Raw genomic sequence first — 23220 nt, forward strand, 5'->3', positions numbered from 1 at the left:
TAGAGGACTCCCTTCGCGAACGCAGTCCTAGTTCCGGACCGTGTTACTTGGACTCGCGATGCGACTGGTGAGTTCCGCAGTTCGGGCAGAACTTCTTGATCTCCAGGCGATCGGGGTCGTTGCGCCGATTCTTCTTGGTGATGTAGTTGCGGTGCTTGCATACCTCGCAGGCCAAAGTGATCTTGGGCCGAACGTCAGTCGAGGAGGCCACGGGATGCCTTCTTTCGGGTGAATCTGATTACGAACAATCAGGGTGGATCATGCATATTGTGTAGCGGTGACCGGACTTGAACCGGCGACGCAACGATTATGAGTCGTTTGCTCTACCAACTGAGCTACACCGCCTCGGTGTCGAGTGTCGCGCACTAGGCGCTCCACTTCAATCCAGCGAGCCCCCTAACGGAATCGAACCGTTGACCTTTTCCTTACCATGGAAACGCTCTGCCGACTGAGCTAAGGGGGCGTGCTTTGCTCGCACATCGCTGCGCGCTGAAGCCTTGACGAGATTACACAGAGTTCGCGTCCAGAACCAAATTGCCTGGTCAGCGGCTTTCACATGCCGGTGCACCCGACAGTTCGGCCGGCGACCATGCTCGAGACCCGCGATCGAGCTCCAGGATCACGCCGAAGTCCGCCCAGGCGGTCGCGAAGAAGGCCGTCCAGGACATCGACTGGGACGCGAAATTCGATGGACCCGACGACCGGTCGGCATCACCGCATACATGGGCGCCCCGTCTCGTCCACGAACGACAGAACCCCGGTGAGCTGTCGCTCACCGGGGTTCTGTGTGTGGCAGATGTAGGATTCGAACCTACGTAGGCATAAGCCGACGGATTTACAGTCCGCTCCCATTGGCCGCTCGGGCAATCTGCCGGGGTTGCACGAGGAGCGCGAAATCTATGCGAAATCGCTCTCCGCTGCGGAAAGAAGAATACAACGAACGGCCCCCCGTTTTGCAAACCGGGTGGATACGGGCGGTTGCGAACCGATAGCGTCGAATCTGCTCGCCGGCATTCGGCGAGCCCCCGGCCGGGTCGCGGCGGGGAGAACTAGACGAAACCGGGAGTGTGAAGTGGCTGATTCGTCCTTCGATGTGGTGAGCAAGGTGGAGCGTCAAGAGGTGGACAACGCCCTGCATCAGGCCGGCAAGGAGCTGTCGACCCGGTTCGACTTCCGGAACACGGGAGCATCGATCGAATGGTCCGGCGAGGAAACCATCACCCTGACGGCCGACACCGAGGAGCGACTGCTCGCCGCCCTGGACGTCTTCAAGGAGAAACTGATCCGGCGTGACATCTCCCTGAAGGCGTTCGACGCGGGCGAGCCGGCGCAGTCCGGAAAGATCTACAAACTGTCCGGCAGCCTTGTCCAGGGCATCACCACCGAGAACGCCAAGAAGATCACCAAGAAGATCCGCGACGAGGGCCCCAAGGGCGTCAAAGCGCAGATCCAGGGTGAGGAGCTGCGGGTGAGCAGCAAGAAGCGCGACGACCTGCAGGCCGTGATCTCCCTGCTGAAGGGCGAGGACTTCGGGATCGCGCTGCAGTTCGTGAACTACCGGTAGGCGCTCCGCACCCGTGCGTGGTTGACGAGTCCCTGCACTCGTCAACCACGCACGGGCGGCGAAGCCGACTACATGCCCGCCATGCGCTCGAGCCGCTCGATCCGGTCGGCCATCGGCGGGTGAGTGGAGAACATCCGGCTCATCTTCTCGCCGGTGCGGAACGGGTTGGCGATCATCAGGTGCGACTGCGCGGCGAGCTGAGGCTCCGGCGGCAGCGGCGCAGCCTGAGTGCCCTGCTCCAGCTTCCGAAGCGCGGACGCCAGCGCCAGGGGGTCGCCCGTGAGCTCTGCGCCCGACTGGTCGGCCTGGTACTCCCGGGAGCGGGACACCGCGAGTTTGACGACGGTCGCGGCGATGGGCCCGAGCAAAGACACCAGGAGCAACGCGATCGGGTTGGCGCCCTGTCCCCCGCCGCGCCCGCCGAACATGTTGGCGAACATGGCGAAGTTCGCGAGCCCCGACACGACGGCGGCCATGGCGCCGGCGACGGAGGAAATCAGGATGTCGCGGTTGTAGACGTGCGACAGCTCGTGTCCGAGCACGGCCCGCAACTCTCGTTCGTTGAGAATCTGCAGAATGCCGCTCGTGACGCAGACCGCGGCGTGGCGCGGACTGCGCCCGGTGGCGAAAGCGTTGGGCGCTGACGTGGGGCTGATGTAGAGACGCGGCATCGGCTGGTGCGCGGTGGTGGCCAGTTCCCGGACGATGCGGTAGATGACCGGTGCCTGCACCTCGGTGATCGGCTGGGCGTGCATGGCCTTGAGCGCCATCTTGTCGCTGTTGAAGTACACGTACGCGTTCATTCCGACGGCGAACACGATCGCCAGCAGCAGAATCGTGGGGTTGCGGAACAGCGCGCCGATGAACACGATCAGCGCCGACATGCCGACCAACAGAACCAGAGTCTTCGCCCCGTTTGCGTAGCGCACGTCACGCCTTCCTTGTCGTTGACACCCGATCACGTCGCCCGAGTTTCGGGATCTTGATCATTCAACGAAACACGGTGGCGGGACGGTTCCCGCACGGACGACGAGAAATCGGGTGAAGACGAGTTCAGGAATGACGATACGGCTCAGCCGACGCGCTCGATCGTGTAATCGACGAGCTTCACGAGGGCGTCGTTGGCGGGCCCCTGCGGCAGCTCGGCGAGCTGCGCGCGTGCCTGGACCGCGAACTCCTCCAGCTTCGCCTTGGCGGCGGCCATGCCGGGTGACCGTTCGAGGAGCGCGAGCGCCTCCGCGACGTCGTCGTCGTTGGTGACGGGGCCGTCGAGGAGCACCCGGAGGCGATCGGCGTCGGGTCCCTCGTCGCGCAGCGCGTACAGGACGGGCAGCGTATGGACGCCCTCACGCAGGTCGGTTCCGGGTGTCTTGCCGGACTGCGCGGACACCGAGGAGATGTCGATGATGTCGTCGGAGATCTGGAAGGCGGTGCCCACGGCGTCGCCGAGACGTTCGAGCCGCTTCACGTGGTCGGCGTCCGCGCCGGAGAAGGTGCCGCCGAAGCGTCCGCACGCCGCGATGAGCGAGCCCGTCTTCTCCCACACGACCTTGAGGTAGTGCTCGACCGGATCCTGCTCGCCGCGAAGCCCGATCGTCTCGCGCATCTGACCGGTGACGAGTTCGGCGAACGTCTCGGCGATGATGCGCACCGCCTCGGGTCCCAGCGTCGAGACGAGACGGGACGCGTGCGCGAACAGATAATCGCCGGCGAGGATCGCGACGCTGTTCCCCCACCGCGAGTTCGCGCTGGGTGCACCGCGGCGCATCGACGCCTCGTCCATCACGTCGTCGTGGTACAGCGTGGCGAGGTGGACCAGCTCGACGACGGTGGCCGCCGTGACCACCGACGGGTCGGAGGCCTTCGGTCCGAGCTGGGCGGTGAGCACCGTGAACAGCGGACGGAAACGCTTGCCTCCCGCCTTCGCGAGATGCAACGCCGCCTCGGTGAGGAAGTCCTCCCCGTCGGAGAGCTCACTGACCAGCAGTTCCTCGACTTGCTTCAGTCCTTCACGGACCGTGGCAGCGAGCTGCGGGTCGCCGAGATCGATCCCGGCGACCGTAGTGCCCACTACAGCGTCGGCAGCGGTGTGTGCTGCGCCCTCGGTGCTCACGTTCTCAGTACCCATCCTGTCGTCAGTGACGGCTCGGTTCCCGCGCCGTCGGTGGCGGCTCGGCTACCACGGTAGTGAACCTAGCGGTTCCGCTGCCCGTCGGCCTCGCCGCGGTCGCATCGCGAAGCCTGACAGGATGTAGGTGTGGTCGCAGCAGAACAGTCGCCCGCGGGATCCCCGCTTCCCACCGCCACCGATGTCCTGGTCATCGGTGCTGGTCCGGCCGGTTCCTCGGCTGCCGCGTGGGCGGCTCGCGCGGGACGTGACGTGGTCCTCGCCGACGCGGCGGTGTTTCCCCGCGACAAGACGTGTGGCGACGGACTCACTCCGCGTGCCGTCGCCGAGCTCGACCATCTCGGTCTCGGCGACTGGGTGCGGTCGAAGGGAACCAACCGCGGGCTGAGGCTCAGCGGGTTCGGTCAGGAGCTCGAACTCGAGTGGCCGGGCAGGTCGTTCCCGGCCGTCGGCAGCGCGGTAGCCCGCACCGAGCTGGACGACAGGATCCGTGCGACCGCCGTCGACGCCGGGGCCGTCATGGTGCAGGGCGCCAAGGCGATCGGCGTCGAACGGGACGGCGACCGGGTGACGGCGGTGACGCTGAAGACTTCCGACGGAACCCACACCATCGGCTGCCGGACACTGATCGTCGCCGACGGCGTCCGGTCCACACTGGGCAAGCAGCTGGGCCGTGAATGGCACCGGGACACGGCCTACGGTGTTGCCGCCCGCGCCTACATCGCCACCGACCGCAGCGCCGACCCGTGGATCACTTCGCACCTCGAGCTGCGGGACGGAGCGGGGACGCTGCAGTCGGGCTACGGCTGGGTCTTCCCCCTCGGCACCGGGGAGGTGAACATCGGCGTCGGCACCCTCGCCACCGCCAAACGTCCGGCTCCGGGTGCGCTACGCCCGCTGCTCGACCTGTATACGGCGCAGCGGCGCGACGAGTGGAAGTGGGACGGCGAACTGCGTGCCGTCGCGTCGGCATTGCTGCCGATGGGCGGTGCGGTGTCCCACATCGCGGGCCGGAACTGGGCAATCATCGGCGACGCGGCGGCGTGCGTGAATCCGTTGAACGGCGAGGGCATCGACTACGGGCTCGAAGGCGGTCGCCTGGTCGCGGAGATCCTCGACGCCGACGACCTGACGGAGCTGTGGCCCGCGATTCTCCGGGAGAGATACGGCCGGGCGTTCTCCGTGGCGCGGCGACTCGCCGGGCTGCTGACCGTCCCCCGGGTTCTGCCCGCGTCCGGTCCGGTGGCCATGCGGTCCCGTGCGCTGATGACCATCGCGGTCCGGGTCATGGGCAACCTCGTCACCGAGGAGGACAGCGACCTCACCGCCCGCGCGTGGCGGGCGTCCGGTCTGCTGTCGCAGAAGGTCGACTCGCGACCGCTGTTCGGCTGACGTTCAGCGGGTGGCGCGGTGCAGGGCCACCACACCGCCGGTGAGGTTGCGCCACTGCACGTTCCGCCACCCGGCGGCCTCGATGCGCAGCGCGAGTTCCTGCTGGGTCGGCCAGGCGCGGATGGACTCGGCGAGGTACACATAGGCGTCGGGGTTGCTGCTGACGGCGCGCGCGACCCGCGGCAGCGCCCTCATCAGGTACTCCATGTAGACAGTGCGGAACGGCCCGAACACCGGAGTAGAGAACTCGCTCACGACGAGGCGTCCGCCAGGTTTGGTGACGCGGGCGATCTCGCGGAGACCGGCCTCGAAGTCGGAGACGTTGCGCAGCCCGAAGGAGATGGTCGCGGCGTCGAACACGGCGTCGGCGTAGGGCAGATGCATCGCGTCGCCCGCGACCATCGGGACGTCGCGTCCACTGCCGGCCTGCAGCATCCCCTTGGAGAAGTCGGTGGCCACACACCACGCACCCGACCGTCCGAGCTCGACGGTCGACACCCCGGTCCCCGCCGCGAGGTCGAGAACGCGCTCCCCCGGCTTCAGTGCCAGGGCCGAGCGCGTCGCCTTGCGCCAACTGCGGTCCTGACCGAACGACAGGATCGTGTTGGTGAGGTCGTAGCGCTTCGCGACGCCGTCGAACATCGACGCGACCTCGTGCGGATCCTTTTCGAGCGACGCCCGCGAACCGTGTGTAGTTGCCACGCCCGAAACGCTACCAACCGCGCCCGGCGCCGATGTCGGCGCCGGGCGCGGTGGCGCGGCGGTCACTTCTTGGAGACCCGCACGAGCTTCTTGTTGACGAATTCGTCCATTCCCCACGGACCGAGTTCGCGCCCGACGCCCGAACGCTTGACGCCGCCGAACGGCAACCCGGGAAGCGTGGTGCCGTGCTCGTTGACGAAGGCCATGCCGACGTCGAGCCGGTCGGCGACCTCACGTGCCCCGTCGAGGTCGGTGCTCCACACCGAACCGCTGAGACCGTAGGAGGAGGAGTTGGCGAGTTCCACCGCTTCGTCGGCGGTGGCGACCTTGTAGACGACGCCGACCGGCCCGAACAGTTCCTCGCTGTACGCCCGCATCTCGGGGGTCACGTCGACGAGCAGGGTCGGTTCGACGTACGAGCCGGGGCCGTCGATCTTCTTCCCGCCGGCGAGGAGTGTCGCGCCCTTGGCGATGGCGTCCTCGATCTGCTCGATCAGCGAATCCGCGGCGCTCTGCGAGGACAGCGGCCCGAGGACGGTCTTCGCGTCGAGCGGGTCGCCGGTCGGGGTGGCCTTGAAGGACTCGGCGAGCTTCGAGACGAACTCGTCGTAGTTCGGCTCGGTCACGATGAAACGTTTGGGAGAGTTGCAGGCCTGGCCCGCGTTGGACAGGCGGGCACGGGTCGCGGTCTTGACCGTGGCGTCCATATCGTTGGTGTCGAGGACGACGAACACGTCGGACCCACCGAGTTCGAGCACCACTTTCTTGAGGTTGCGGCCCGCCGTCTCGGCGACGCTGGTCCCGGCCCGCTCGCTGCCGGTGAGCGAGACCCCCTGAACACGCGGATCCGCGATCATGTCGGCGATCTGCTCGTTGGTGGCGAACACGTTGATGTACGCGTCCTCCGGGAGACCGGCCTGCCGGAAGATCTCCTCCATCAGCAGTGCCGACTGCGGACAGTTCGGGGCGTGCTTGAGCAGCACGGTGTTGCCGAGCATGAGGTTCGGCGCCGCGAAGCGGGCGACCTGGTAGTACGGGTAGTTCCACGGCATCACGCCGACGAGCGCACCGATCGGCCTGCGGTAGACCACGGATTCGTCCGCGCCCGGCACGTCGAGCCGTTCCGCCTCGAGCAGCGCGGGGCCGTTGTCGGCGTAGTAGCGGTAGATCGCCGACGAGAGCTTGACTTCACCCTTGGCCTCCCGGACGGGTTTGCCCATCTCGAGGGCGATCATCCGCGCCAGTTCGTCTTCGCGCTCCGCGTAGAGATCGGCGGTTCGGCCCAGAATCCGGGCGCGTTCCTCGGCGGCGGTCGTCCGCCAGTCGAGATATCCGTTGTGGGCGCGGGAGAGCGCCGACTCCACTCCTGCATCGTCCAAGGTCGTGAATTCCCGGACGGTTTCACCGGTCGCGGGATTGACAGTCTTGTACTTCGCCATACTGCGGGCAACCACGAGACAGCCTCTCGAATTCCCCACCGGAATCGATGCGGTGGTCAAGCCGCCCGGGACTCGCGAAAGTCCTGCCAGCCCACAACCGCCGCGTAGTGACCCAGCAGCTCGTCGCAGATCGCAGGCCACGTGCGGTGCAGCACCGACTGCCGGGCGGCCTCACCGAAGCGGGCGCGCATGCGACGATCGCGCAGTGCGTCGACGGCGCTCGGCAGCAGTTCGCCGAACCGGTCGACCGGAAGCAGGTAGCCGTTGCGGCAGTGTGCGACCAGATCGCGCGGTCCCCCGGCATCCGGTCCGATCACCGGCACCCCGCTGGACAGCGCCTCCTGGACCGCCTGGCAGAACGTCTCGTGCTCGCCCGGGTGGACGAAGACGTCCAGGCTCGCGTAGGCCTCCGCGAGCTCCACACCGCCGAGCTGGCCGGTGAACACCGCATCGGGCATCAACCGGTGCAGGCGGGCCCGCTCCGGACCGTCGCCGACGATCACCAGCCGGACCCGCTGGTCGCCGGCGAGTGCGGCGAGCCGCTCGACGTGTTTCTCGGGCGCGAGCCTGCCCACGAATCCGACGACCAGCCGGTCCGAGCCGCCCAGCCAGGAGTCCCGCAGACCGGTGCTGCGCCGGGACGGTGCGAATCGAGCGGTCTCCACGCCGCGCGCCCAGCGGTGGACCCGCGGAATCCTCTGCTCGGCGAGCGCCTCGACCGCCGACGTGGACGGTGCGAGGGTGCGGGTGCAGCCTCTGTGGATGCGACGAGTCCAGGCCCACGCCGCGCGGCTGGTGAGGCCGAGGCCGTAGCTCTCGGCGAAACCCGCCACGTCCGTCTGGTACACCGCGACCGTGGGAACGTCGAGCCGGTGCGCCGCACCGAGCCCGCCCGCCCCGAGGAGGAACGGCGACGCCAGATGCACGACGTCGGGGTCGAACGCCCGCAGCGCGGCGGTGAGTCCGGGCTGCGGCAGACCCACCGGGAGCGAACTGACCTTCGGCACCATCACCGCGGGCACCCGGTGGACGGGTACGCCGCCGTGTTCGGTCGGCGCGGACGTCTGCGATCCGACCGTGTCCGGGGCGACGACCATCGCCTGGTGTCCGGTGCGCTGGAGGTGGTCGAGGACCCTCAGCACCGAGTTGGTGACACCGTTCATGTTGGGAAGAAACGATTCCGCGACGATGGCTACTCTCACGCGCTCAGCGTGGCAGTGCTCGGGGTCACAGCAGCGAGATCGACGTGACCGTCGCGCGAAGTTCCGGGAAACTCAGGATGACACGGCCTGCTGGGCCTCCGCGGAACTCTCCCGCCGCCGCAGGTACCAGATCGCCGGTCCCGCGATCAGCCAGGTCACGACGATCAGCGAACCGGCGGGGACTACGGCGACGCTGGCGTCGCGTCCGGACACCCGCACCAGGTCGGGGTCGCTGCGGGCGTACTCGACGTCGATGCGCTGCCCCACCGTGAGCTTCGTCGGGTACAGCACGCCCAGTTCAGGATTGTGCGTGACCCCGTCAGGGGTGACGAAGCTGATGGCCGACCGCAGCGAGCCCGCCGACAGCACCTCCGCCGTGGCCACGCCCCGGTCGGATTGGATGGTGTGGTCGTTGCGCCAGGCGGCCAGCACGAGGAGCACGGCCAGGACCGAGATGCCGATCGCCGCCACCAGCACCCCCCGCCGGACGCGCCGCGACACCCGCGCATTCACAGTTGTGCCCGCACCGCGGCGTGCAGTTCGCGCAGCCCGGAACGTTCGGTGGTCACCTCGAGGACCCGGATTCCGCGGTCGCCGGGCGCCTCGGGCGCGCTCAGCCGCGTCGACAGCTCACCCAGACCCACCAGGTGATGCTCCACCCGGTAGGCGGCGCAGAGTGCGGCGAGATCCATCCCGTGCGGAGTTCCGAAGACCCGCTCGAACACCCCCGCGTACTGCGGATCGCCCTGCTCGAGCAGCTCGAAGATGCCGCCACCGTCGTCGTTGGCCACCACGATGGTCAGGTCCCGGGGCCGGGGTTCGCCCGAGCCGATGAGCAGCCCGGACGCGTCGTGCAGGAACGTGAGGTCGCCGAGCAGGGCCACCGTCCGTCCCTCCTCGTAGGCCAGTGCGGCCCCGACGGCCGCCGACACGGTGCCGTCGATGCCGGCGACACCCCGGTTGGACAGCACCCGGATCTTCGGCGCCGGATAGCTGACGAGCGCGGCGTCCCGCACGGGGTTGGACGCCCCGAGCAGCAACTGGTCACCGTCGGTCAGGGCGTCCATGACGGCGGCCGCCACGTGGAGTCCCGTCGCCTTCGGGTGGGCGGCGAGCTGGGCGCGCACCGCCTTGTCGGTGTGTTCGGACAGCGTGCGGCACCGGTTGATCCAGGCCCGGTCGGGCTCACCGGACACGACCGCCCGGGTTCCGGTGGCGAGCACGTTGCCGGACACGTCGGGCCAGCGGGGGCCGGTGGTGAGCGCGTAGACGGCCACCGCCGGATCGGCGAGGACCTTCGACACGGACCGGTGGAGGGTGGGGCGTCCGGTGATGACGGCCTGCCGCGGTTTGAGCTGCGGCAGCGCCATCGGGTGCACCGGAATGCCGTGCAGGGGCGCGGTCGGCTCGGCGACCGTCGGAAGTCCGGCGAGTTCGGGCCGCAGCGCGGACCCGTGCCCGGAGATCACGATGGTGTCGGGGGTGAGGTCGAGGTCCATCGGCACGTCGAGCGTCGCGTGCTGGGTGGTGGTCCACGCGGCCCCACCCGGTCGTCCCTGCGGGACCGGACCCTGCGCGTGGACGTCGGGGACGAGCGGTTCCCGGAGCGGGATGTCGAAGTGCACGGGACCGGCGTTGCCCGACCTCGTGCCGCGCGCTGCGGCGAGGACCCGGCACACGGCCGAACGCCACTGGCTGTTCTGCCCGGCGTCGTCCTCCGCCAGGCCCAGGCTGATGGTCGCGCGCACCTGGCTGCCGAACAGTCCGAGTTGCTCGATGGTCTGGTTGGCGCCCGTGCCGAGCATCTCGTACGGGCGGTTGGCGCTGAGCACCACGAGCGGCACCCGGGCGTAGTTCGCCTCGAGGACCGCGGGTCCGAGATTGGCGACCGCGGTGCCGGACGTCATGACGATCGGGACGGGGCGCTTACCGGCCACGGCCAGGCCGAGTGCGAGGAATCCCGCGGTGCGTTCGTCGATGCGCATGTGCAGACGCAGCCGGCCCTCGAGATCGGCGGCCTGCAGGGCGAACGCCAGCGGCGCGTTGCGCGAACCCGGGCAGAGCACGACCTCGCGTACTCCCCCGCGGACCAGTTCGTCGACGACCGCGGTGGCTTGTGCAGTGGACGGGTTCACGACATCAAGAGTGTCAGATACTCCGGCAACCCCGTCCGGCGACCTCGCCGGGTGAGTTCACGGCCACATCGCGGGCGCTGACACCATGAACGCATGCGCACTCTCTTCGATCCCGCCGAGCTTCCCCCACACCGCATGTATCAGGTGCTGACCGCCTCCATCGTGCCCCGGCCGATCGCGTGGGTGTCCACGGTGTCGGCGGACGGGGTGGCCAACCTGGCGCCGTACAGCTTCTTCTCGGTGTCGAGCACCCACCCGCCGGTGGTGCAGTTCACCTCGGTCACCCGGAAGGACAGCCTCCGCAACATCGAGGCGACGGGAGAGTTCGTGATCAACCTGGCGACGGAGCCGCTGATGTCGACGGTCAACGCCAGTTCCGCCACGTACGACAGCGAGGTCGACGAGTTCGCGGCGCTGGGCATCGACACCGAACCCAGCGAACGGGTCCGTCCCGTGCGGGTCGCAGGTTCGCCGGTCGCCATCGAGTGCACCCTGCACCAGGTGATACCTGTCGGTGATTCGTTCGTGGTGATGGGCGACGTCGTCACGGTCGCGGTGCGGCAAGAGTCGCTCGCCGACGACGGACTTCCGGACTTCGCGGAACTCGCCCCGCTCAGCCGCCTCGGCCGCAACGAGTGGGGCCTGCCGCCGAAGGTCGTGATGCTCGACCGCCCGCGTCGCCCCGCGTAACCGATCGATTGGTTAGGCTTACCTGACAAATCGCACCGCTATCCGGGGGAGTAACCAACGCCATGGCTCAACGCAGCAAGTTCGTCAAACCTCAGAATCGCCGGATCGCGTCCGCACGAGTTGTCGCAGGCAAGCAGATCAGCCCGAACTTCGTCCGCGTCACCATCGCGGGCGAGGAACTCGACTCCGTCAGCCCGATGGGGTTCGACCAGTGGTTCCGGATGTTCATCCCCCAGCGGGGACAGAGCACGCTGCGGCTACCGACCAGCGCGAGCAACCTCTGGTACGCCCAGTACAAGCTGATGTCCAAGGACACCCGGCCGGTCGTGCGCAACTACACGATCCGCGAGATCCGGGTGGCGGGATCGGGAGCGTTCGGCGACACCACCGAGATCGACATCGACTTCGCCTCGCACGGCGACCTCGGTCCCGCGTCGGCGTGGGCCAATTCGGCCGCGGCAGGTGACGAGGTGGCGATCCTCGACGAGGGCCTGATCTACAACCCGACGCCGGACGCCGAGTGGCAGCTGCTGGTCGGTGACGAGAGCGCGCTTCCCGCCATCGTCGGGATCCTGCGATCGGCACCGCGGGACCTGCGGGCCGAAGTCTTCGTCGAGATTCCCGATGCCGAAGACGCTCAGGAAGTTTCGGTGGGTGACGGCGTGAACGTGCACTGGCTGGTGCGCGAGGACGCCGATGCCCGTCCGGGAGTGCTCGCGCTCGACACCGTGAAACAGGCGCAGTTGCCGACCGGGCCGTCCTACACGTTCGTGGCCGGTGAGAGCGAGCTGACGACGGCGTTGCGACGCCACCTCGTGAACGAGCGCCACATCCCGAAGGCGAACATCTCGTTCACCGGGTACTGGCGCCACGGCCACGCCGCCAACTGACCACAGGTGAGTGGCACAGCACGCCCGGGCGCGCCGGGCCACTCACCTGGGTTTCAGTTGGCGTGCTTCTGAACGAGGGCGCCCAGACGCGGAAGTGCCTCGATCACATTCTTCTTCGCCGACGGACGCAGCGACGAGTACACCTTCTTGACAGCACCGCGGTCGCTGCCCTCGATGCGCTCGTCGGTCACACCGAGGAGCGAGTCCGCGACCTCGTCGCCACGCGCGACCAGGTACTCGGAGAATCCGGCCTCACCACTGGCGGTGAAGGCCTGCCAGTACGGCTCGAGCTTGGTGACGAATGCCGGCAGCAGGCCCTCGATGGCGTCCGGCACGATCGACGGTCCCACCTTCTTGACGGCGCCGTATCCACCCTTGAGTGCCAGTCCCGAGGCCCCCGACTTGTCCGAAACCTCCGCGTCGATGAGAGCCTGGACGTCTGCGATGACCGCAGGAACGCGCGACTCGTCGAGCAGGGTTTCGTTCAGAGCTGCAACCACTTTCAATGCCTCCGTATTGACTGAGCGATCAGGTCCGGCCAGACACTATACGAAAAACCGGACTCCGCGTTGTTCGAGCAGGCCATGGCACCGGCGCGCCCGCTCGATCCACCAGCGTGAACGCTCCGCGGACGCGGCGAGAGCCGTGACGCGTTCGACGTCGGGTACCACCGGCTCGACGGTGAGCTCGCCGCCGACGGATTCGCGGGGGCGGGCCACGTCCGCCTCGAAGAGTCCCCCGGTACCCAGACCGCACGCGAACTGCAATTTCGGGAGGGCGGCGGCAGCGGCGACACCGGCGGCGATGCCGACAGCGGTGTCCAGCGCGCTCGACACGACCACCGGCACACCGTACGAAGACAACTCGTCCGCGAGCGACAGCAGTCGCCGCATTCCCCCGAGCGGGGCGACCTTCACGACGGCCACGTCGGCACCGCCCGCCCGCACGACCTTCAGCGGATCCTCGGCGCGCCGGATGCTCTCGTCGGCGGCCACCCGCACGTCGGGCATCCGCCTGCGGACCTCCACCAGCTCGGGCACGCTCGCGCACGGCTGCTCGGCGTATTCGAGCGGACCGTCGACGGTCAGGGCCCGCAGCGCGGTCTCGGCCTCGTCGACCGACCATCCCCCGTTCGCGTCGACGCGCACGTTCGGAACGAGTGCGCGGACCGCCCGCACCCGCGCGACGTCGTCGTCGAGAGTCTGACCACGTTCGGCCACTTTCACTTTCGCGGTCCGCGCGCCGGGGTAACGCTCGAGCACGGCCGGCACCCGGGCGGCGTCGACGGCAGGGACGGTGGCGTTGATCGGCACCCGCGTTCGCACCGCGGGCGGCGGCCCGAGCCAGGCGTCCTCGATCGCCGACTGCAACCAGTGCGCCGCCTCGTCGTCCGCGTACTCGGGGAACGGCGCGAACTCGCCCCACCCCGCGGGACCGCGCAGCAGCAACGCTTCTCGCGTCGTGATGCCGCGGAACCGCAGGCGCATGGGCAGACTCACCACGACGGCATCGGCCAGGACCTCGTCCACGGAGGGCAGGGACGTCACGAGGTCAGGGCTGCCCGGGTAGCAACTGGAGCATCAGGGCCTCGCAGTCGGCGAGCAACGTGTCGTCCTGCATCAACCGTGCGGTGATGAACGTCTTGCGCCCCTCCACGCGGTCGACGCTGCCCTCGACGGTCAGACGCGTGTCGAGCGGTGTGATCGCGCGGTAGTTCACGTGCAGGTAGGCGGTGCGGCTGATGGGCCGCCCGTACGCGTGGACGATCATGCCCATCAGGTCGTCGAACAGCAGCGGCAGCGTGCCGCCGTGCGCGGCGCCGTTGCCACCGAGGTGGTAGCGCCGGAACATGCCCGCGCTGCGCACGCCCTCGGGCCCGAACTTCTCGATGTTCCACGGCGGCATGAGGAGACTCCCCCGGCCCGGCAACTCGATCGTCCGGCCCGCCGGCGACCGCCCCTCGGGAACGACGTGTGGTCCGAGCAGTTCGGCCAGCTTCTCCACCTGGTCCGCGGCCTGCGTGAGCACGTCGTCCGGGGCGTCGACCGACACCGCGAGGTCCTGCAACGTGCGCATTCCCTCGACGAACCGCGGCCAGTCCGGACCGGGTGTCACCGGCTCGTACTTGGGGAACCCGCCGTGGTGCTCGTACTCGTCGTCGCCCTTGCCGTCGAGACGGGTGACGTCGGCAGCCTGTTCGCTCATACCTGCACGGTAAACCCGGGCAAAGTCCTGCGCGCGCGGACACCCGTCAACGGCACCCGATAACCTCGGAGCCGTGACTTTCAACCCGCAGCACTGGCGACCGGTTCCCGGTTTCGAGAACCTGACCGACATCACCTACCACCGGCATGTCACCCAGGGAATCGTCCGGGTGGCGTTCGACCGTCCCGAAGTGCGCAACGCCTTCCGCCCGCACACCGTCGACGAGTTGTACCAGGCGCTCGACCACGCCCGGATGACGTCCGACGTGGGCGCCGTGCTGCTCACCGGCAACGGTCCGAGCCCCAAGGACGAGGGCTGGGCGTTCTGCTCCGGCGGCGACCAGCGTATCCGCGGACGCAGCGGATACCAGTATGCGGAGGGGGAAACCGCGGACACCGTCGACAAGGCCCGCGCCGGACGTCTCCACATCCTCGAGGTCCAGCGGCTGATCCGGTTCATGCCGAAGGTCGTCATCTGCCTCGTCAACGGCTGGGCCGCGGGCGGCGGTCACAGCCTGCACGTGGTGTGCGACCTGACGCTCGCCAGCCGCGAACACGCCCGTTTCAAGCAGACCGACGCCGACGTCGGCAGCTTCGACGGCGGGTACGGCAGCGCCTACCTCGCCAAGATGGTCGGCCAGAAGTTCGCCCGCGAGATCTTCTTCCTCGGTGAGACGTACACCGCGGAGGAGATGCACCAGATGGGCGCCGTCAACAAGGTCGTCGACCACGCCGAACTCGAGGACGTCGCGATCGACTGGGCCACCAAGATCAACGGCAAGTCCCCGCAGGCCCAGCGCATGCTCAAGTACGCGTTCAACCTGCAGGACGACGGCCTCGTCGGTCAACAGCTGTTCGCCGGGGAGGCAACTCGCATGGCGTACATGACGGACGAGGCAGTCGAGGGCCGCGATTCGTTCCTCGAAAAGCGCGAACCCGACTGGAAGCCGTACCCCTGGTATTTCTGAGCGCCTACGTGTACTCGACCGCCATGCGGTCGATGGTGCCGTTGAACGGGAACGGCGCCCGGTCGTAGTAGTCCAGCGACACCGGGGAACCGAGGCAGGTACCGACGTCGAGACAGTCGTTTGCTGTGAACAGCAACGGCACGCTCACCGGCACCTGCCCCTCCCCGACGACACTGCCGTCGACACAGAGCTTCACGTTCAGCGGGCCACCGGGCCGCGCCTCGACGAACTCTGTGACCACCTGCACCGTGCGGGTGCCCGGCGGTATCGGCACGGTCGAACGAATCTTGGTGCGCATCAGGATGAACAGGTTGTACTCGTAACAGAGGTAGCCGTCGTCGACGAAGCACGTGAGTCCGCCGGCGTTGCTTCCCAGTGCGTAGAGCACTCCGCTCGGATTCTCCGGCGCGGAGAGGTCGAGGGTGACCCGGTTGTTCTTGTTGCCCAGCGCGGGAGCACAGAACTCGGGCATGCGGATCGTGTCGCCGGAGAACTCCCAGCTCGTGTACGGCGTCGTGATCCGCTGTTCGGGATGCAGTGCGATGACCCACAGCCCGCCGCCGATGGGGAGCGCATTGTTCTTCGCGGCCTCGATCGCGAACAGTTCCCGCAGTTGCGCCAGCTTCTGCGGGTGCTGCTCGGCGAGGTCCCGATTCTGGGTCCAGTCCTCGTCCAGGTTGTAGAGCTCCCACGTGTCGTCGTCCGGGCTCCAGTCGCGGATGCCACCGGGCGCACCCGCCGCCCAGGGTGCGCGTGGCCCGAACGCGGACGCCATCCAGCCGTCGTGGTAGATCGCCCGGCTGCCCATGATCTCGAAGTACTGGGTGAGCTTTCCCCTGTCGCGCCGGGTTCGACGAGGGTCTGCGCGAAGCTGGCGCCGTCCACCGGGTCCTGCGGAACACCGTTCACCGTCCGCGGCGGGGTGATCCCGACGATGTCGTACAGCGTCGGCACCACGTCGTTGCAGTGCAGGAAATGCGTGCGGGGTGCCGGGTCCGGTGTCACCTTCGCCGGCCACCGCACGACCATCGGGTTGCGGGTGCCACCGAGATGGGACGCCAGCAGCTTCATCCCCTTGTAGGGTGCGCTGCCCGCCCACGCCCAGCCCGCGTGATACATGTTGTCGGTCTTCGGTGACCCCAGGACGTCGAGGCCACCGAGTTCCTCCAGTGCCGCGATGTGCTGCGCCGGTGTGGTCGGAATGCCGTTCTGCGCCAACAGTTCACTGATCGTGCCGTTCTGCCCCTCACCGGACGAGCCGTTGTCGCCCCAGATGTACAGGATCAGGGTGTCGTCCCGGTACCCCAGACGGTCCAGCTCGTCGAACAGCCTGCCCACCTGGACGTCACAGTGTTCGGCATACCCGGCCGCGACCTCCATGAGCCGGCGCTGGAACGGTTTCTCGTCGTCGGGGATCTCGTCCCATGCGGCCATCGTCGGGTCGCGGTCGGTCAGCTCCGCTTCGGGGGGAATCCATCCCTTCTCCTTCGCCCTCGCGAAGACCCGCTCCCGGTAGGCATCCCAGCCGTCGTCGAACTTCCCTGCGTATTTGTCGGCCCACGGTTTCATGATGTGGTGCGGTCCGTGCAGGCAGCCGCTGGCCCAGTACATGAAGAACGGTTTGTCGGCGTCGAACGCCTTGTGCCTGCGCAGCCAGCCGATGGCGTCGTCGGCGAGATCCTCACTGAGGTGGTAGCCCTGCTCCGGGGTCTTGGGAGGCAGCACCACCGTCGTGTTACGCACCAGGTTCGGCTCGTACTGCGACGCCTCGCCGGCGAGGAAGCCGTAGAAGTACTCGAACCCGAGACCCGTCGGCCAGTTGTCGAACGGACCGGCGGCGGTGGTCTCCTCGGCCGGCGTGTTGTGCCATTTCCCGAATGCGGCAGTGCTGTACCCGTAGTGGCGCAGCACTTCGGGCCCCGTCGCGCTCGACCTCGGGATGTGGCCGGAGTAGCCGTCCCAGTCGTTGGCCAGCTCGGCTATCTGCCCGTTCCCCACGCGATGGTGGTTGCGTCCGGTCAGCAGTGACGCCCGGGTCGGGGAACACATTGCGGTCGTATGGAATCGGTTGTACCCGACACCGTCCTGCAACATCGCGTCGAGCGTCGGGGTGTTCACCTCACCGCCGAGGCCGCTCGGCAGACCAGGCCCGGCGTCGTCGATGAGGACGATCAGAATGTTCGGGGCGTCGTCGTGGAGCCGCCGCTCCTTCGGACGGGGGCTGTACACCGACTCCTGCATCGTCCGGCCGGCGATACTTCCCGACGGCGTCGGCGGGAACGGTAACGATTCGCCACCCGGTATCGGCTCACCTGTCACGCTCGAACTCATGGCGCAGTCCCCTCGTCGTCCGACGCTGTGAATCCAGTCCAGCACCGGACGGTCGCGCGCGAGTAGACCCTCGGAGGGTGAAATACGCGGGCGGATTCGTCACCTCGGCGGGAGAGGGCGCGCGGCGTCTCCGATTCGGGCACACTGACCCACATGAGCATCGACCGCGAGCTCCCCGCACCGGAACATCGTCGTCCGCCCGGAGTGAGTGACGACACCGTCGCCGCGCTCGGGAAGTTGTCGGAGGCCCTCGAAACGGTCGAGCGTGCCCGCGGGCACCTCTACTCGTTCCATCAACTGATCGGACACGCCGATCTTCAACTCGGTGAAGCCGTCGACGCGCTGCGGGACGCGGGACACGCGGCCGTCGCGGACCGGTTGCAGTCCGAGCTCGTGGGCCGCAACGTCGTCGAGGGCCGGTGGACGTTCCAGCTCGTCGAGGAGTTCGACGACCACTACTGGTCGCCGCTGCGCGAGCACGAACGTGGCGCACGTCACGAACTCGCCGACGGACGACGGCACCTGTTCGAGGCGGAGATGAAGGAAGATCGGCGCACACACGGCCGGACGGGACACGAAGCCCGGCCCGGCGAAGGAGGGTGACGGGTGGAGATCCTCAGCAGCAGGACGATTCTGCGGCCGCGCGACTACACGACGACGCTGGGCTTCTACCGCGACATCCTCGGGCTCGCCACCGCCCGCGAATACCCCGGGGGCACGGTGTTCTTCGCCGGTCAGGGCCTGATCGAAGTTGCCGCGCACGGCGGAACCGGTGAGTCGTCCTCCTTCGACGGCGCCCTTTGGCTGCAGGTCCGCGACCTCACCGCGGTCCAGACCGAGCTGGTTCTCGCCGGGGTGAAGATCGACCGCGAGGCCCGGCAGGAACCGTGGGGGCTGTTCGAGATGTGGATCGCGGACCCCGACGGAATCCCGATCGTTCTGGTGCAGATTCCGGAGGATCACCCCATCCGCCGCGACTCCCGCCCGAAGGGTGAGAGCTGACGGGAGCCCATACGCAGGAGTGATCCTGTACACCGGACGTCAGCTGTACATTTTCGGTTGAAATCCGCACAATCTGGGTGTGACCGCAGAGCTCGTAGTTCTCCTGGTGGTGGTCGTCACCGCCCTCGCTTTCGATTTCACGAACGGCTTTCACGACACCGGCAATGCAATGGCCACCTCGATCGCGACGGGAGCTCTGCGACCCAAGGCCGCTGTCGCGCTCTCCGCATCGTTGAATCTGGTCGGTGCGTTCCTGTCCGTGGAGGTTGCGGCGACAGTCGCCAAGGGCGTGGTGAACCTGGGAGAAGTGGGCGGCGAGGATCTGCTGCTCATCGTGTTCGCGGGCCTGGTCGGCGGCATCATCTGGAATTTGGCGACGTGGCTGCTCGGGCTGCCGTCGAGCTCGTCCCACGCGCTGTTCGGCGGACTGATCGGTGCAGCCATCGCGTCCATCGGCACGAGCGGTGTCGAGTGGGGCGGCGTGCTCAGCAAGGTCGTCGTGCCCGCCGTCCTCGCCCCCGTGGTCGCAGCACTGGTCGCCACTGCGGGCACCAAACTGGTCTACCGGATCACCTCCGGCGTGCCGGAGGACACCAAGGAGCACGGATTCCGCCTCGGCCAGATCGGTTCCGCGTCACTGGTGTCGCTGGCCCACGGAACCAACGACGCCCAGAAGACGATGGGCGTGATCTTTCTCGCACTGGTCGCGCACGGATCCCTGTCCGCCGACGACGAGATGCCGTTCTGGGTGAAGCTCAGCTGTGCGATCGCCATCGCGCTCGGCACCTACCTCGGCGGCTGGCGCATCATCCGCACCCTCGGCAAGGGACTCGTCGAGATCGCCGCTCCCCAGGGCATGGCCGCGGAGTCTTCGTCCGCCGCCATCATCCTGACGTCCAGCCACCTCGGACTGCCGCTGTCCACCACGCACGTCGCGACCGGCTCCATCCTCGGCACCGGCCTCGGCCGCAAGGGCGCCGAGGTCCGCTGGGGCATCGCCGGACGCATGGCCGTCGCGTGGCTGGTCACCCTGCCGTCCGCGGCGATCGTGGGAGCCGTGTGCTGGGTCATCGCCCACATGATCGGCGGTCTGCCCGGTGTTCTCGTCGTGTTCGCCGCCCTGATCGTGCTCGCCGGATTCATGTACCTGCGCTCCCGCCTGCAACCGGTGACGTCCGGCAACGTCAATGCCGAATGGGAGTCGGACGAGACCCAGGTTCCCGCCGAACCCACCGAACCGGGCGTGGCCGAGACCGCGGACTCCGCCGGTCCCGCCACGAACCGCTGAGGGCTCGCCATGACACTGCTGACCACCACCATCCACTCGCTCTGGCAGGTCGTCCTCGTCGGACTGCTGTTCGGAGCCGGCCTCCCCGCGATTTTCGCGCTCGGACTCCGGTCTCTCGGCGGCGCGGACACCGGTGAGGGAGTCTCGCAGCCGACCGTCGCAGGCCGGATCGGCGCCTGGGCCTGCTTCGCCGTGGTGCTGATCGCGATCATCACTGGGATACTGCTATTGATGCAGGGCTTTTTGGCCAGCAGCTTCGGTATCCACATCTTCTGAGCGGCGACCACGAGTCCCGTTCCATCGACGAAAGAAGCCGAACGCGTGCCCAAGAATTCACTTCGCTCCGTGCTCGACTGGCTACGCGCCGGGTACCCCGAGGGAATCCCGGCGAAGGACCATTTCGCGTTGCTGGCCGTGCTGCGTCGCCGTCTCACCGACGAGGAAATCGAACAGGTCGTCGCGCTGTCCATCGAGACGGCCCACGAGACACCCGAACGCCACGTCGACTACGACAACATCCGCCGTCTCATCAGCGAGATCACCCACGAGGAACCGTCCGAGGAGGACGTCGCCCGGGTGACGGAGAACCTCGAGGCCGGAGGGTGGCCGGTCGGACCCGACGCCGAATGCGGCGACGGTTCCGGCGACACGGAAGAAACCCGCGACGCCGGCTAGCCATGAGCCTTCCACCATTTCTCTCCTCCATCATCGGCTGGCTGCGAGCCGGCTACCCGAACGGCGTGCCCGAGCAGGACTACATACCGTTGTTCGCGCTGCTCACCCGCCGTCTGTCGGAAGACGAGGTGGACGCCGTCGCCGACGCCCTCGTCGAGGAGGGCGACCTGCCCATCGAGAAGACCGACATCCAGGTGCTCATCACCAAGGTCACCGACGAGTTGCCGCTGGAGTCGGACGTCGACCGGGTGCGCAGCAATCTCGCCGCAGGCGGCTGGCCGCTGGCCGGGCCTGCCCAGTGAGCGAACTGCAGGTCCTGCCCGTCCCGTCGGGCGTCGGGGTTCTCGGCATCCTGCCGCAGCTGTCGGCGATCCTCGACGGAACCGCCCCGGCCGCGCTCCCCGTCCCCGCCCCGGACGAGCGGGAAACCCGCCGACTGACGGACGCACTGCGCCCCGGGGAGCCGATCGACGACGGTGTCGCCCTCGTGGTCGCGACGTCCGGCACGACGGGAGTGCCGAAGGGGGCCATGCTCTCCGCGGCCGCACTCCGCGCCAGCGGTGAGGCGACGCACGCGCGGCTCGGCGGTCCGGGCTCCTGGCTGCTGACCCTGCCCGCCCACCACATCGCGGGCATGCAGGTGTTGCTGCGCAGTGTCCTCGCCGGCACCGAGCCGGTGGTGATCGACGTGACCGACGGCTTCGACCCCGGTGCGCTGCCTGACGCTGTCGCGTCGATGAGCGGCCCCCGCCGCTACACCTCCCTCGTTCCGACCCAGCTGGTCAAGGCCCTCGACCACCCCGAAGCCGTGGCGTCGCTGGCCGCACTCGACGCCGTCCTCCTCGGCGGAGCCGCGACCCCCGCCCCCGTCCTGCGTCGCGCCGTCGACGCCGGCATCACCGTCGTCCGTACGTATGGAATGAGCGAGACGTGCGGCGGGTGCGTGTACGACGGGGTTCCCCTCGACGGTGCCCGAGTACGGATCGACGGTGACGGCCGCGTCCTCCTCGGCGGGCCCATGCTCGCATCCGGTTACCGCGGACTCCCCGACCATCCGGCGTTCGCCGAACCCGGCTGGTTCCGCACCGACGACGCCGGCGCCGTCACCGACGGCGTCCTCGGCATCTCCGGCAGACTCGACGAAGCCATCTCCACCGGCGGTCTCACCGTCGTCCCGCAGGTGGTCGAGGCGGCTCTCGTCGCGCACCCCGCCGTCCGGGAATGCGCGGTGATCGGCCTCCCCGACGAGCGACTGGGGCGCCGCGTCACCGCCGTCGTCGTCGCCGAGCCCGGCACCGAACCGACACTCGCCGAACTCCGTTCCTTCGTCGAACGCACCCTCGACCCCACCGCCGCCCCACGCGAACTGCACCTCGTCGACACCCTCCCCCTCAGAGGTCCGGGGAAGATCGACCGGCGCGCGCTGGAATCGCGGTTCGGCTAGCGGGTCCTCCTGTCTGCGTAGACATTGGCCAGCTGCGCCCGCAATTTCCGCGCGTCTGGCCAACATCCACGCGGATGCTGTTGTCCACACGCCGACCTCTATCCACAGGCTCCGCGAAAGCCCAGGTGAGCGAACCGATCACCACTGCGGGGTGGGGCACGATGTCGCCATGAGCGACGACGTGATCTTCCGACGCAGAGCCTTGGCCGACGGCGTCACCGATTCCGAGATCCGGCATGCCCGCGATTCCGGACGTCTCGTGCGAATCGCGGCGGGGGCATACGTCTCCGACGAGCGCTTCGCCGCACTCGATGCGCCTGCGCTGCACCGGGCCCGCATTGCGGCAGCCCTGCAGTCGCGCCCACCCGGCATCGTGGTGAGCCACACGTCTGCGGCACTTCTGCACGGCATGGATCTCGGCGACCTTTCGCTGGAACGGGTGCATCTGACGAGGAACCACGCCTCCGGCGGCGGCCGAACCGCGGGAATCCACGTCCACGCCACACCGTTCGACGCAACCGACGTCGTCACCCTGGGCGGGCTGGCGGTCACCTCCCCCGCCCGGACTGTGGTCGACACCGCACGCATCTCGAAGTTCGACCAGGCCGTCGTTGTCGGCGATTCGGCGCTGCACCGTCGACTCGTCACGCTCGACGAGATTCTGGACGAGGTCGGCCGGGCGGGACCTCGCAAAGGCATCGCGACGGCGCGGCGGGCAGCGGGCTTCCTGGACGGTCGCAGCGAGAGCCCGGGGGAATCGCTGAGCCGCATCCGGATCCGCCAGCACGACCTGCCGCCACCCGAACTCCAGCACGTGCTTCACGACGACACCGGCGCCTTCCTCGTCCGGGCCGATTTCTTCTGGACAGAATGCGGCGTGGTCGGGGAGTTCGACGGCATGGGGAAATACGGCGTCGACGGTGGCCAGGCGGCAGTCGCCGTCCACCGGGAGAAACTCCGGGAGGACGCGATCCGCGACGCCGGGTACGAGGTCGTCCGGTGGACGTGGCGGGACCTCTTCGACTTCGCCGCCGTCAAGGCGCGCTTCGACAGGGCGTGCGCACGCGCGGAGCACCGGCGCTGACCGACGTTCGCCGAGACATTCGCCGGATTCCGACGCAATTGCCCCTGATTCCGACCAATGTCCGTGAATCCACCCGACGACA

At 68.2% G+C, this 23220-nt stretch carries 24 protein-coding genes, 3 tRNA genes and 1 pseudogene; 13 read left to right on the top strand and 15 right to left on the bottom strand.

Features of this window, described 5'->3' with window-relative positions; translation table 11 throughout:
* Nucleotides 1–43: 43 nt before the first annotated feature.
* The 4 genes from rpmG to AZG88_RS02710 all read right to left on the bottom strand — a co-directional run bounded on the left by rpmG (nucleotide 44) and on the right by AZG88_RS02710 (nucleotide 873).
* Entirely contained in the window at nucleotides 44–211 is a 168-nt protein-coding gene (gene rpmG, locus AZG88_RS02695; RefSeq protein ID WP_005252089.1) for a 50S ribosomal protein L33, read from the bottom strand.
* A gap of 61 nt (nucleotides 212–272) precedes the next feature.
* Nucleotides 273–345: transfer RNA gene (locus AZG88_RS02700), tRNA-Met, on the bottom strand.
* A gap of 45 nt (nucleotides 346–390) precedes the next feature.
* Nucleotides 391–463, bottom strand: a tRNA-Thr gene (locus AZG88_RS02705).
* Nucleotides 464–790: 327 nt separating this feature from the next.
* Nucleotides 791–873 (bottom strand) — tRNA-Tyr (locus AZG88_RS02710).
* 199 nt (nucleotides 874–1072) lie between these two features.
* Here AZG88_RS02710 and AZG88_RS02715 point away from each other — a divergent pair.
* Nucleotides 1073–1564, top strand: coding sequence for a YajQ family cyclic di-GMP-binding protein (locus tag AZG88_RS02715; protein WP_005252088.1), 492 nt, complete (start codon nucleotides 1073–1075; stop codon nucleotides 1562–1564).
* Between the two features lie 68 nt (nucleotides 1565–1632).
* Here AZG88_RS02715 and htpX read toward each other — a convergent pair whose 3' ends face one another.
* Together htpX and AZG88_RS02725 are read right to left on the bottom strand one after the other, a co-directional pair.
* Nucleotides 1633–2493 carry a zinc metalloprotease HtpX gene (gene htpX / locus AZG88_RS02720; RefSeq protein WP_005252087.1) on the bottom strand — a complete coding sequence of 287 codons (861 nt, stop codon included), beginning with the start codon at nucleotides 2491–2493 and terminating at the stop codon, nucleotides 1633–1635.
* Nucleotides 2494–2636: 143 nt separating this feature from the next.
* Nucleotides 2637–3692 carry a polyprenyl synthetase family protein gene (locus tag AZG88_RS02725; protein WP_016882791.1) on the bottom strand — a complete coding sequence of 352 codons (1056 nt, stop codon included), beginning with the start codon at nucleotides 3690–3692 and terminating at the stop codon, nucleotides 2637–2639.
* Between the two features lie 129 nt (nucleotides 3693–3821).
* Here AZG88_RS02725 and AZG88_RS02730 point away from each other — a divergent pair, with 129 nt between their 5' ends.
* Entirely contained in the window at nucleotides 3822–5084 is a 1263-nt protein-coding gene (locus AZG88_RS02730) for a geranylgeranyl reductase family protein (RefSeq protein WP_005252084.1), read from the top strand.
* 3 nt (nucleotides 5085–5087) lie between these two features.
* Here AZG88_RS02730 and AZG88_RS02735 read toward each other — a convergent pair whose 3' ends face one another.
* From AZG88_RS02735 to menD, 5 genes are all read right to left on the bottom strand, one after another.
* Nucleotides 5088–5786 (bottom strand): demethylmenaquinone methyltransferase, encoded by a 699-nt coding sequence (locus AZG88_RS02735; RefSeq protein WP_061696971.1) that lies wholly within the window; start codon nucleotides 5784–5786, stop codon nucleotides 5088–5090.
* A gap of 62 nt (nucleotides 5787–5848) precedes the next feature.
* Complete coding sequence (locus AZG88_RS02740) at nucleotides 5849–7225, bottom strand: NAD-dependent succinate-semialdehyde dehydrogenase (RefSeq protein WP_005252080.1); 1377 nt, start codon at nucleotides 7223–7225, stop codon at nucleotides 5849–5851.
* A gap of 56 nt (nucleotides 7226–7281) precedes the next feature.
* Complete coding sequence (locus AZG88_RS02745) at nucleotides 7282–8427, bottom strand: glycosyltransferase family 4 protein (protein ID WP_197487772.1); 1146 nt, start codon at nucleotides 8425–8427, stop codon at nucleotides 7282–7284.
* A gap of 72 nt (nucleotides 8428–8499) precedes the next feature.
* Nucleotides 8500–8940, bottom strand: coding sequence for a DUF3592 domain-containing protein (locus AZG88_RS02750; protein WP_005252077.1), 441 nt, complete (start codon nucleotides 8938–8940; stop codon nucleotides 8500–8502).
* Nucleotides 8937–10562: a 2-succinyl-5-enolpyruvyl-6-hydroxy-3-cyclohexene-1-carboxylic-acid synthase gene (gene menD / locus AZG88_RS02755; RefSeq protein WP_061044607.1), complete on the bottom strand. Its 1626-nt coding sequence runs from the start codon at nucleotides 10560–10562 to the stop codon at nucleotides 8937–8939. The genes AZG88_RS02750 and menD overlap by 4 nt, the downstream gene beginning before the upstream one ends.
* 93 nt (nucleotides 10563–10655) lie before the next feature.
* Between menD and AZG88_RS02760 the strand changes: the two genes are divergently transcribed.
* Nucleotides 10656–11252 carry a flavin reductase family protein gene (locus AZG88_RS02760; protein WP_005252074.1) on the top strand — a complete coding sequence of 199 codons (597 nt, stop codon included), beginning with the start codon at nucleotides 10656–10658 and terminating at the stop codon, nucleotides 11250–11252.
* Between the two features lie 62 nt (nucleotides 11253–11314).
* A complete protein-coding gene (locus tag AZG88_RS02765) occupies nucleotides 11315–12142 on the top strand; it encodes a siderophore-interacting protein (protein WP_061696973.1) in 828 nt (275 codons plus the stop codon).
* A gap of 53 nt (nucleotides 12143–12195) precedes the next feature.
* On the opposite strand, the gene AZG88_RS02770 is transcribed toward AZG88_RS02765, so the two are convergent.
* Genes AZG88_RS02770 through AZG88_RS02780 form a run of 3 tightly spaced genes read right to left on the bottom strand, consistent with a single transcriptional unit; the run spans nucleotide 12196 to nucleotide 14347 of the window.
* Complete coding sequence (locus tag AZG88_RS02770; protein ID WP_005258295.1) at nucleotides 12196–12642, bottom strand: DUF6918 family protein; 447 nt, start codon at nucleotides 12640–12642, stop codon at nucleotides 12196–12198.
* A gap of 45 nt (nucleotides 12643–12687) precedes the next feature.
* Nucleotides 12688–13689, bottom strand: coding sequence for an o-succinylbenzoate synthase (locus AZG88_RS02775; protein ID WP_061696974.1), 1002 nt, complete (start codon nucleotides 13687–13689; stop codon nucleotides 12688–12690).
* Nucleotides 13690–13693: 4 nt separating this feature from the next.
* Nucleotides 13694–14347, bottom strand: coding sequence for a PaaI family thioesterase (locus tag AZG88_RS02780; RefSeq protein WP_061696975.1), 654 nt, complete (start codon nucleotides 14345–14347; stop codon nucleotides 13694–13696).
* Nucleotides 14348–14420: 73 nt separating this feature from the next.
* On the opposite strand from AZG88_RS02780, the gene AZG88_RS02785 reads away from it, so the two are divergent.
* Entirely contained in the window at nucleotides 14421–15314 is an 894-nt protein-coding gene (locus AZG88_RS02785) for a 1,4-dihydroxy-2-naphthoyl-CoA synthase (RefSeq protein ID WP_005252069.1), read from the top strand.
* 4 nt (nucleotides 15315–15318) lie between these two features.
* Here AZG88_RS02785 and AZG88_RS02790 read toward each other — a convergent pair.
* Nucleotides 15319–17645, bottom strand: a pseudogene (locus AZG88_RS02790) (arylsulfatase).
* 153 nt (nucleotides 17646–17798) lie between these two features.
* On the opposite strand from AZG88_RS02790, the gene AZG88_RS02795 reads away from it, so the two are divergent.
* The 8 genes from AZG88_RS02795 to AZG88_RS02830 all read left to right on the top strand — a co-directional run bounded on the left by AZG88_RS02795 (nucleotide 17799) and on the right by AZG88_RS02830 (nucleotide 23138).
* Nucleotides 17799–18248: a hypothetical protein gene (locus AZG88_RS02795; protein ID WP_005252065.1), complete on the top strand. Its 450-nt coding sequence runs from the start codon at nucleotides 17799–17801 to the stop codon at nucleotides 18246–18248.
* Nucleotides 18249–18251: 3 nt separating this feature from the next.
* A complete protein-coding gene (locus AZG88_RS02800; RefSeq protein WP_005252063.1) occupies nucleotides 18252–18647 on the top strand; it encodes a VOC family protein in 396 nt (131 codons plus the stop codon).
* Between the two features lie 79 nt (nucleotides 18648–18726).
* The gene (locus tag AZG88_RS02805) at nucleotides 18727–19935 is read left to right on the top strand and encodes an inorganic phosphate transporter (protein WP_061696976.1); all 1209 of its coding nucleotides are present in this window, start codon (nucleotides 18727–18729) and stop codon (nucleotides 19933–19935) included.
* 9 nt (nucleotides 19936–19944) lie between these two features.
* The gene (locus AZG88_RS02810) at nucleotides 19945–20211 is read left to right on the top strand and encodes a hypothetical protein (protein ID WP_005252061.1); all 267 of its coding nucleotides are present in this window, start codon (nucleotides 19945–19947) and stop codon (nucleotides 20209–20211) included.
* Nucleotides 20212–20256: 45 nt separating this feature from the next.
* The gene (locus AZG88_RS02815; protein WP_061044614.1) at nucleotides 20257–20610 is read left to right on the top strand and encodes a DUF3349 domain-containing protein; all 354 of its coding nucleotides are present in this window, start codon (nucleotides 20257–20259) and stop codon (nucleotides 20608–20610) included.
* Between the two features lie 2 nt (nucleotides 20611–20612).
* A complete protein-coding gene (locus tag AZG88_RS02820; RefSeq protein WP_005252058.1) occupies nucleotides 20613–20912 on the top strand; it encodes a DUF3349 domain-containing protein in 300 nt (99 codons plus the stop codon).
* Nucleotides 20909–22054 carry an o-succinylbenzoate--CoA ligase gene (menE, locus tag AZG88_RS02825; RefSeq protein ID WP_061696977.1) on the top strand — a complete coding sequence of 382 codons (1146 nt, stop codon included), beginning with the start codon at nucleotides 20909–20911 and terminating at the stop codon, nucleotides 22052–22054. The genes AZG88_RS02820 and menE overlap by 4 nt, the downstream gene beginning before the upstream one ends.
* A gap of 169 nt (nucleotides 22055–22223) precedes the next feature.
* Complete coding sequence (locus AZG88_RS02830) at nucleotides 22224–23138, top strand: hypothetical protein (RefSeq protein ID WP_061696978.1); 915 nt, start codon at nucleotides 22224–22226, stop codon at nucleotides 23136–23138.
* Nucleotides 23139–23220 lie beyond the last annotated feature (82 nt).

Origin of the sequence: Rhodococcus sp. LB1, assembly GCF_001583455.1 — a bacterium.
Taxonomy (GTDB): domain Bacteria; phylum Actinomycetota; class Actinomycetes; order Mycobacteriales; family Mycobacteriaceae; genus Rhodococcus_F; species Rhodococcus_F opacus.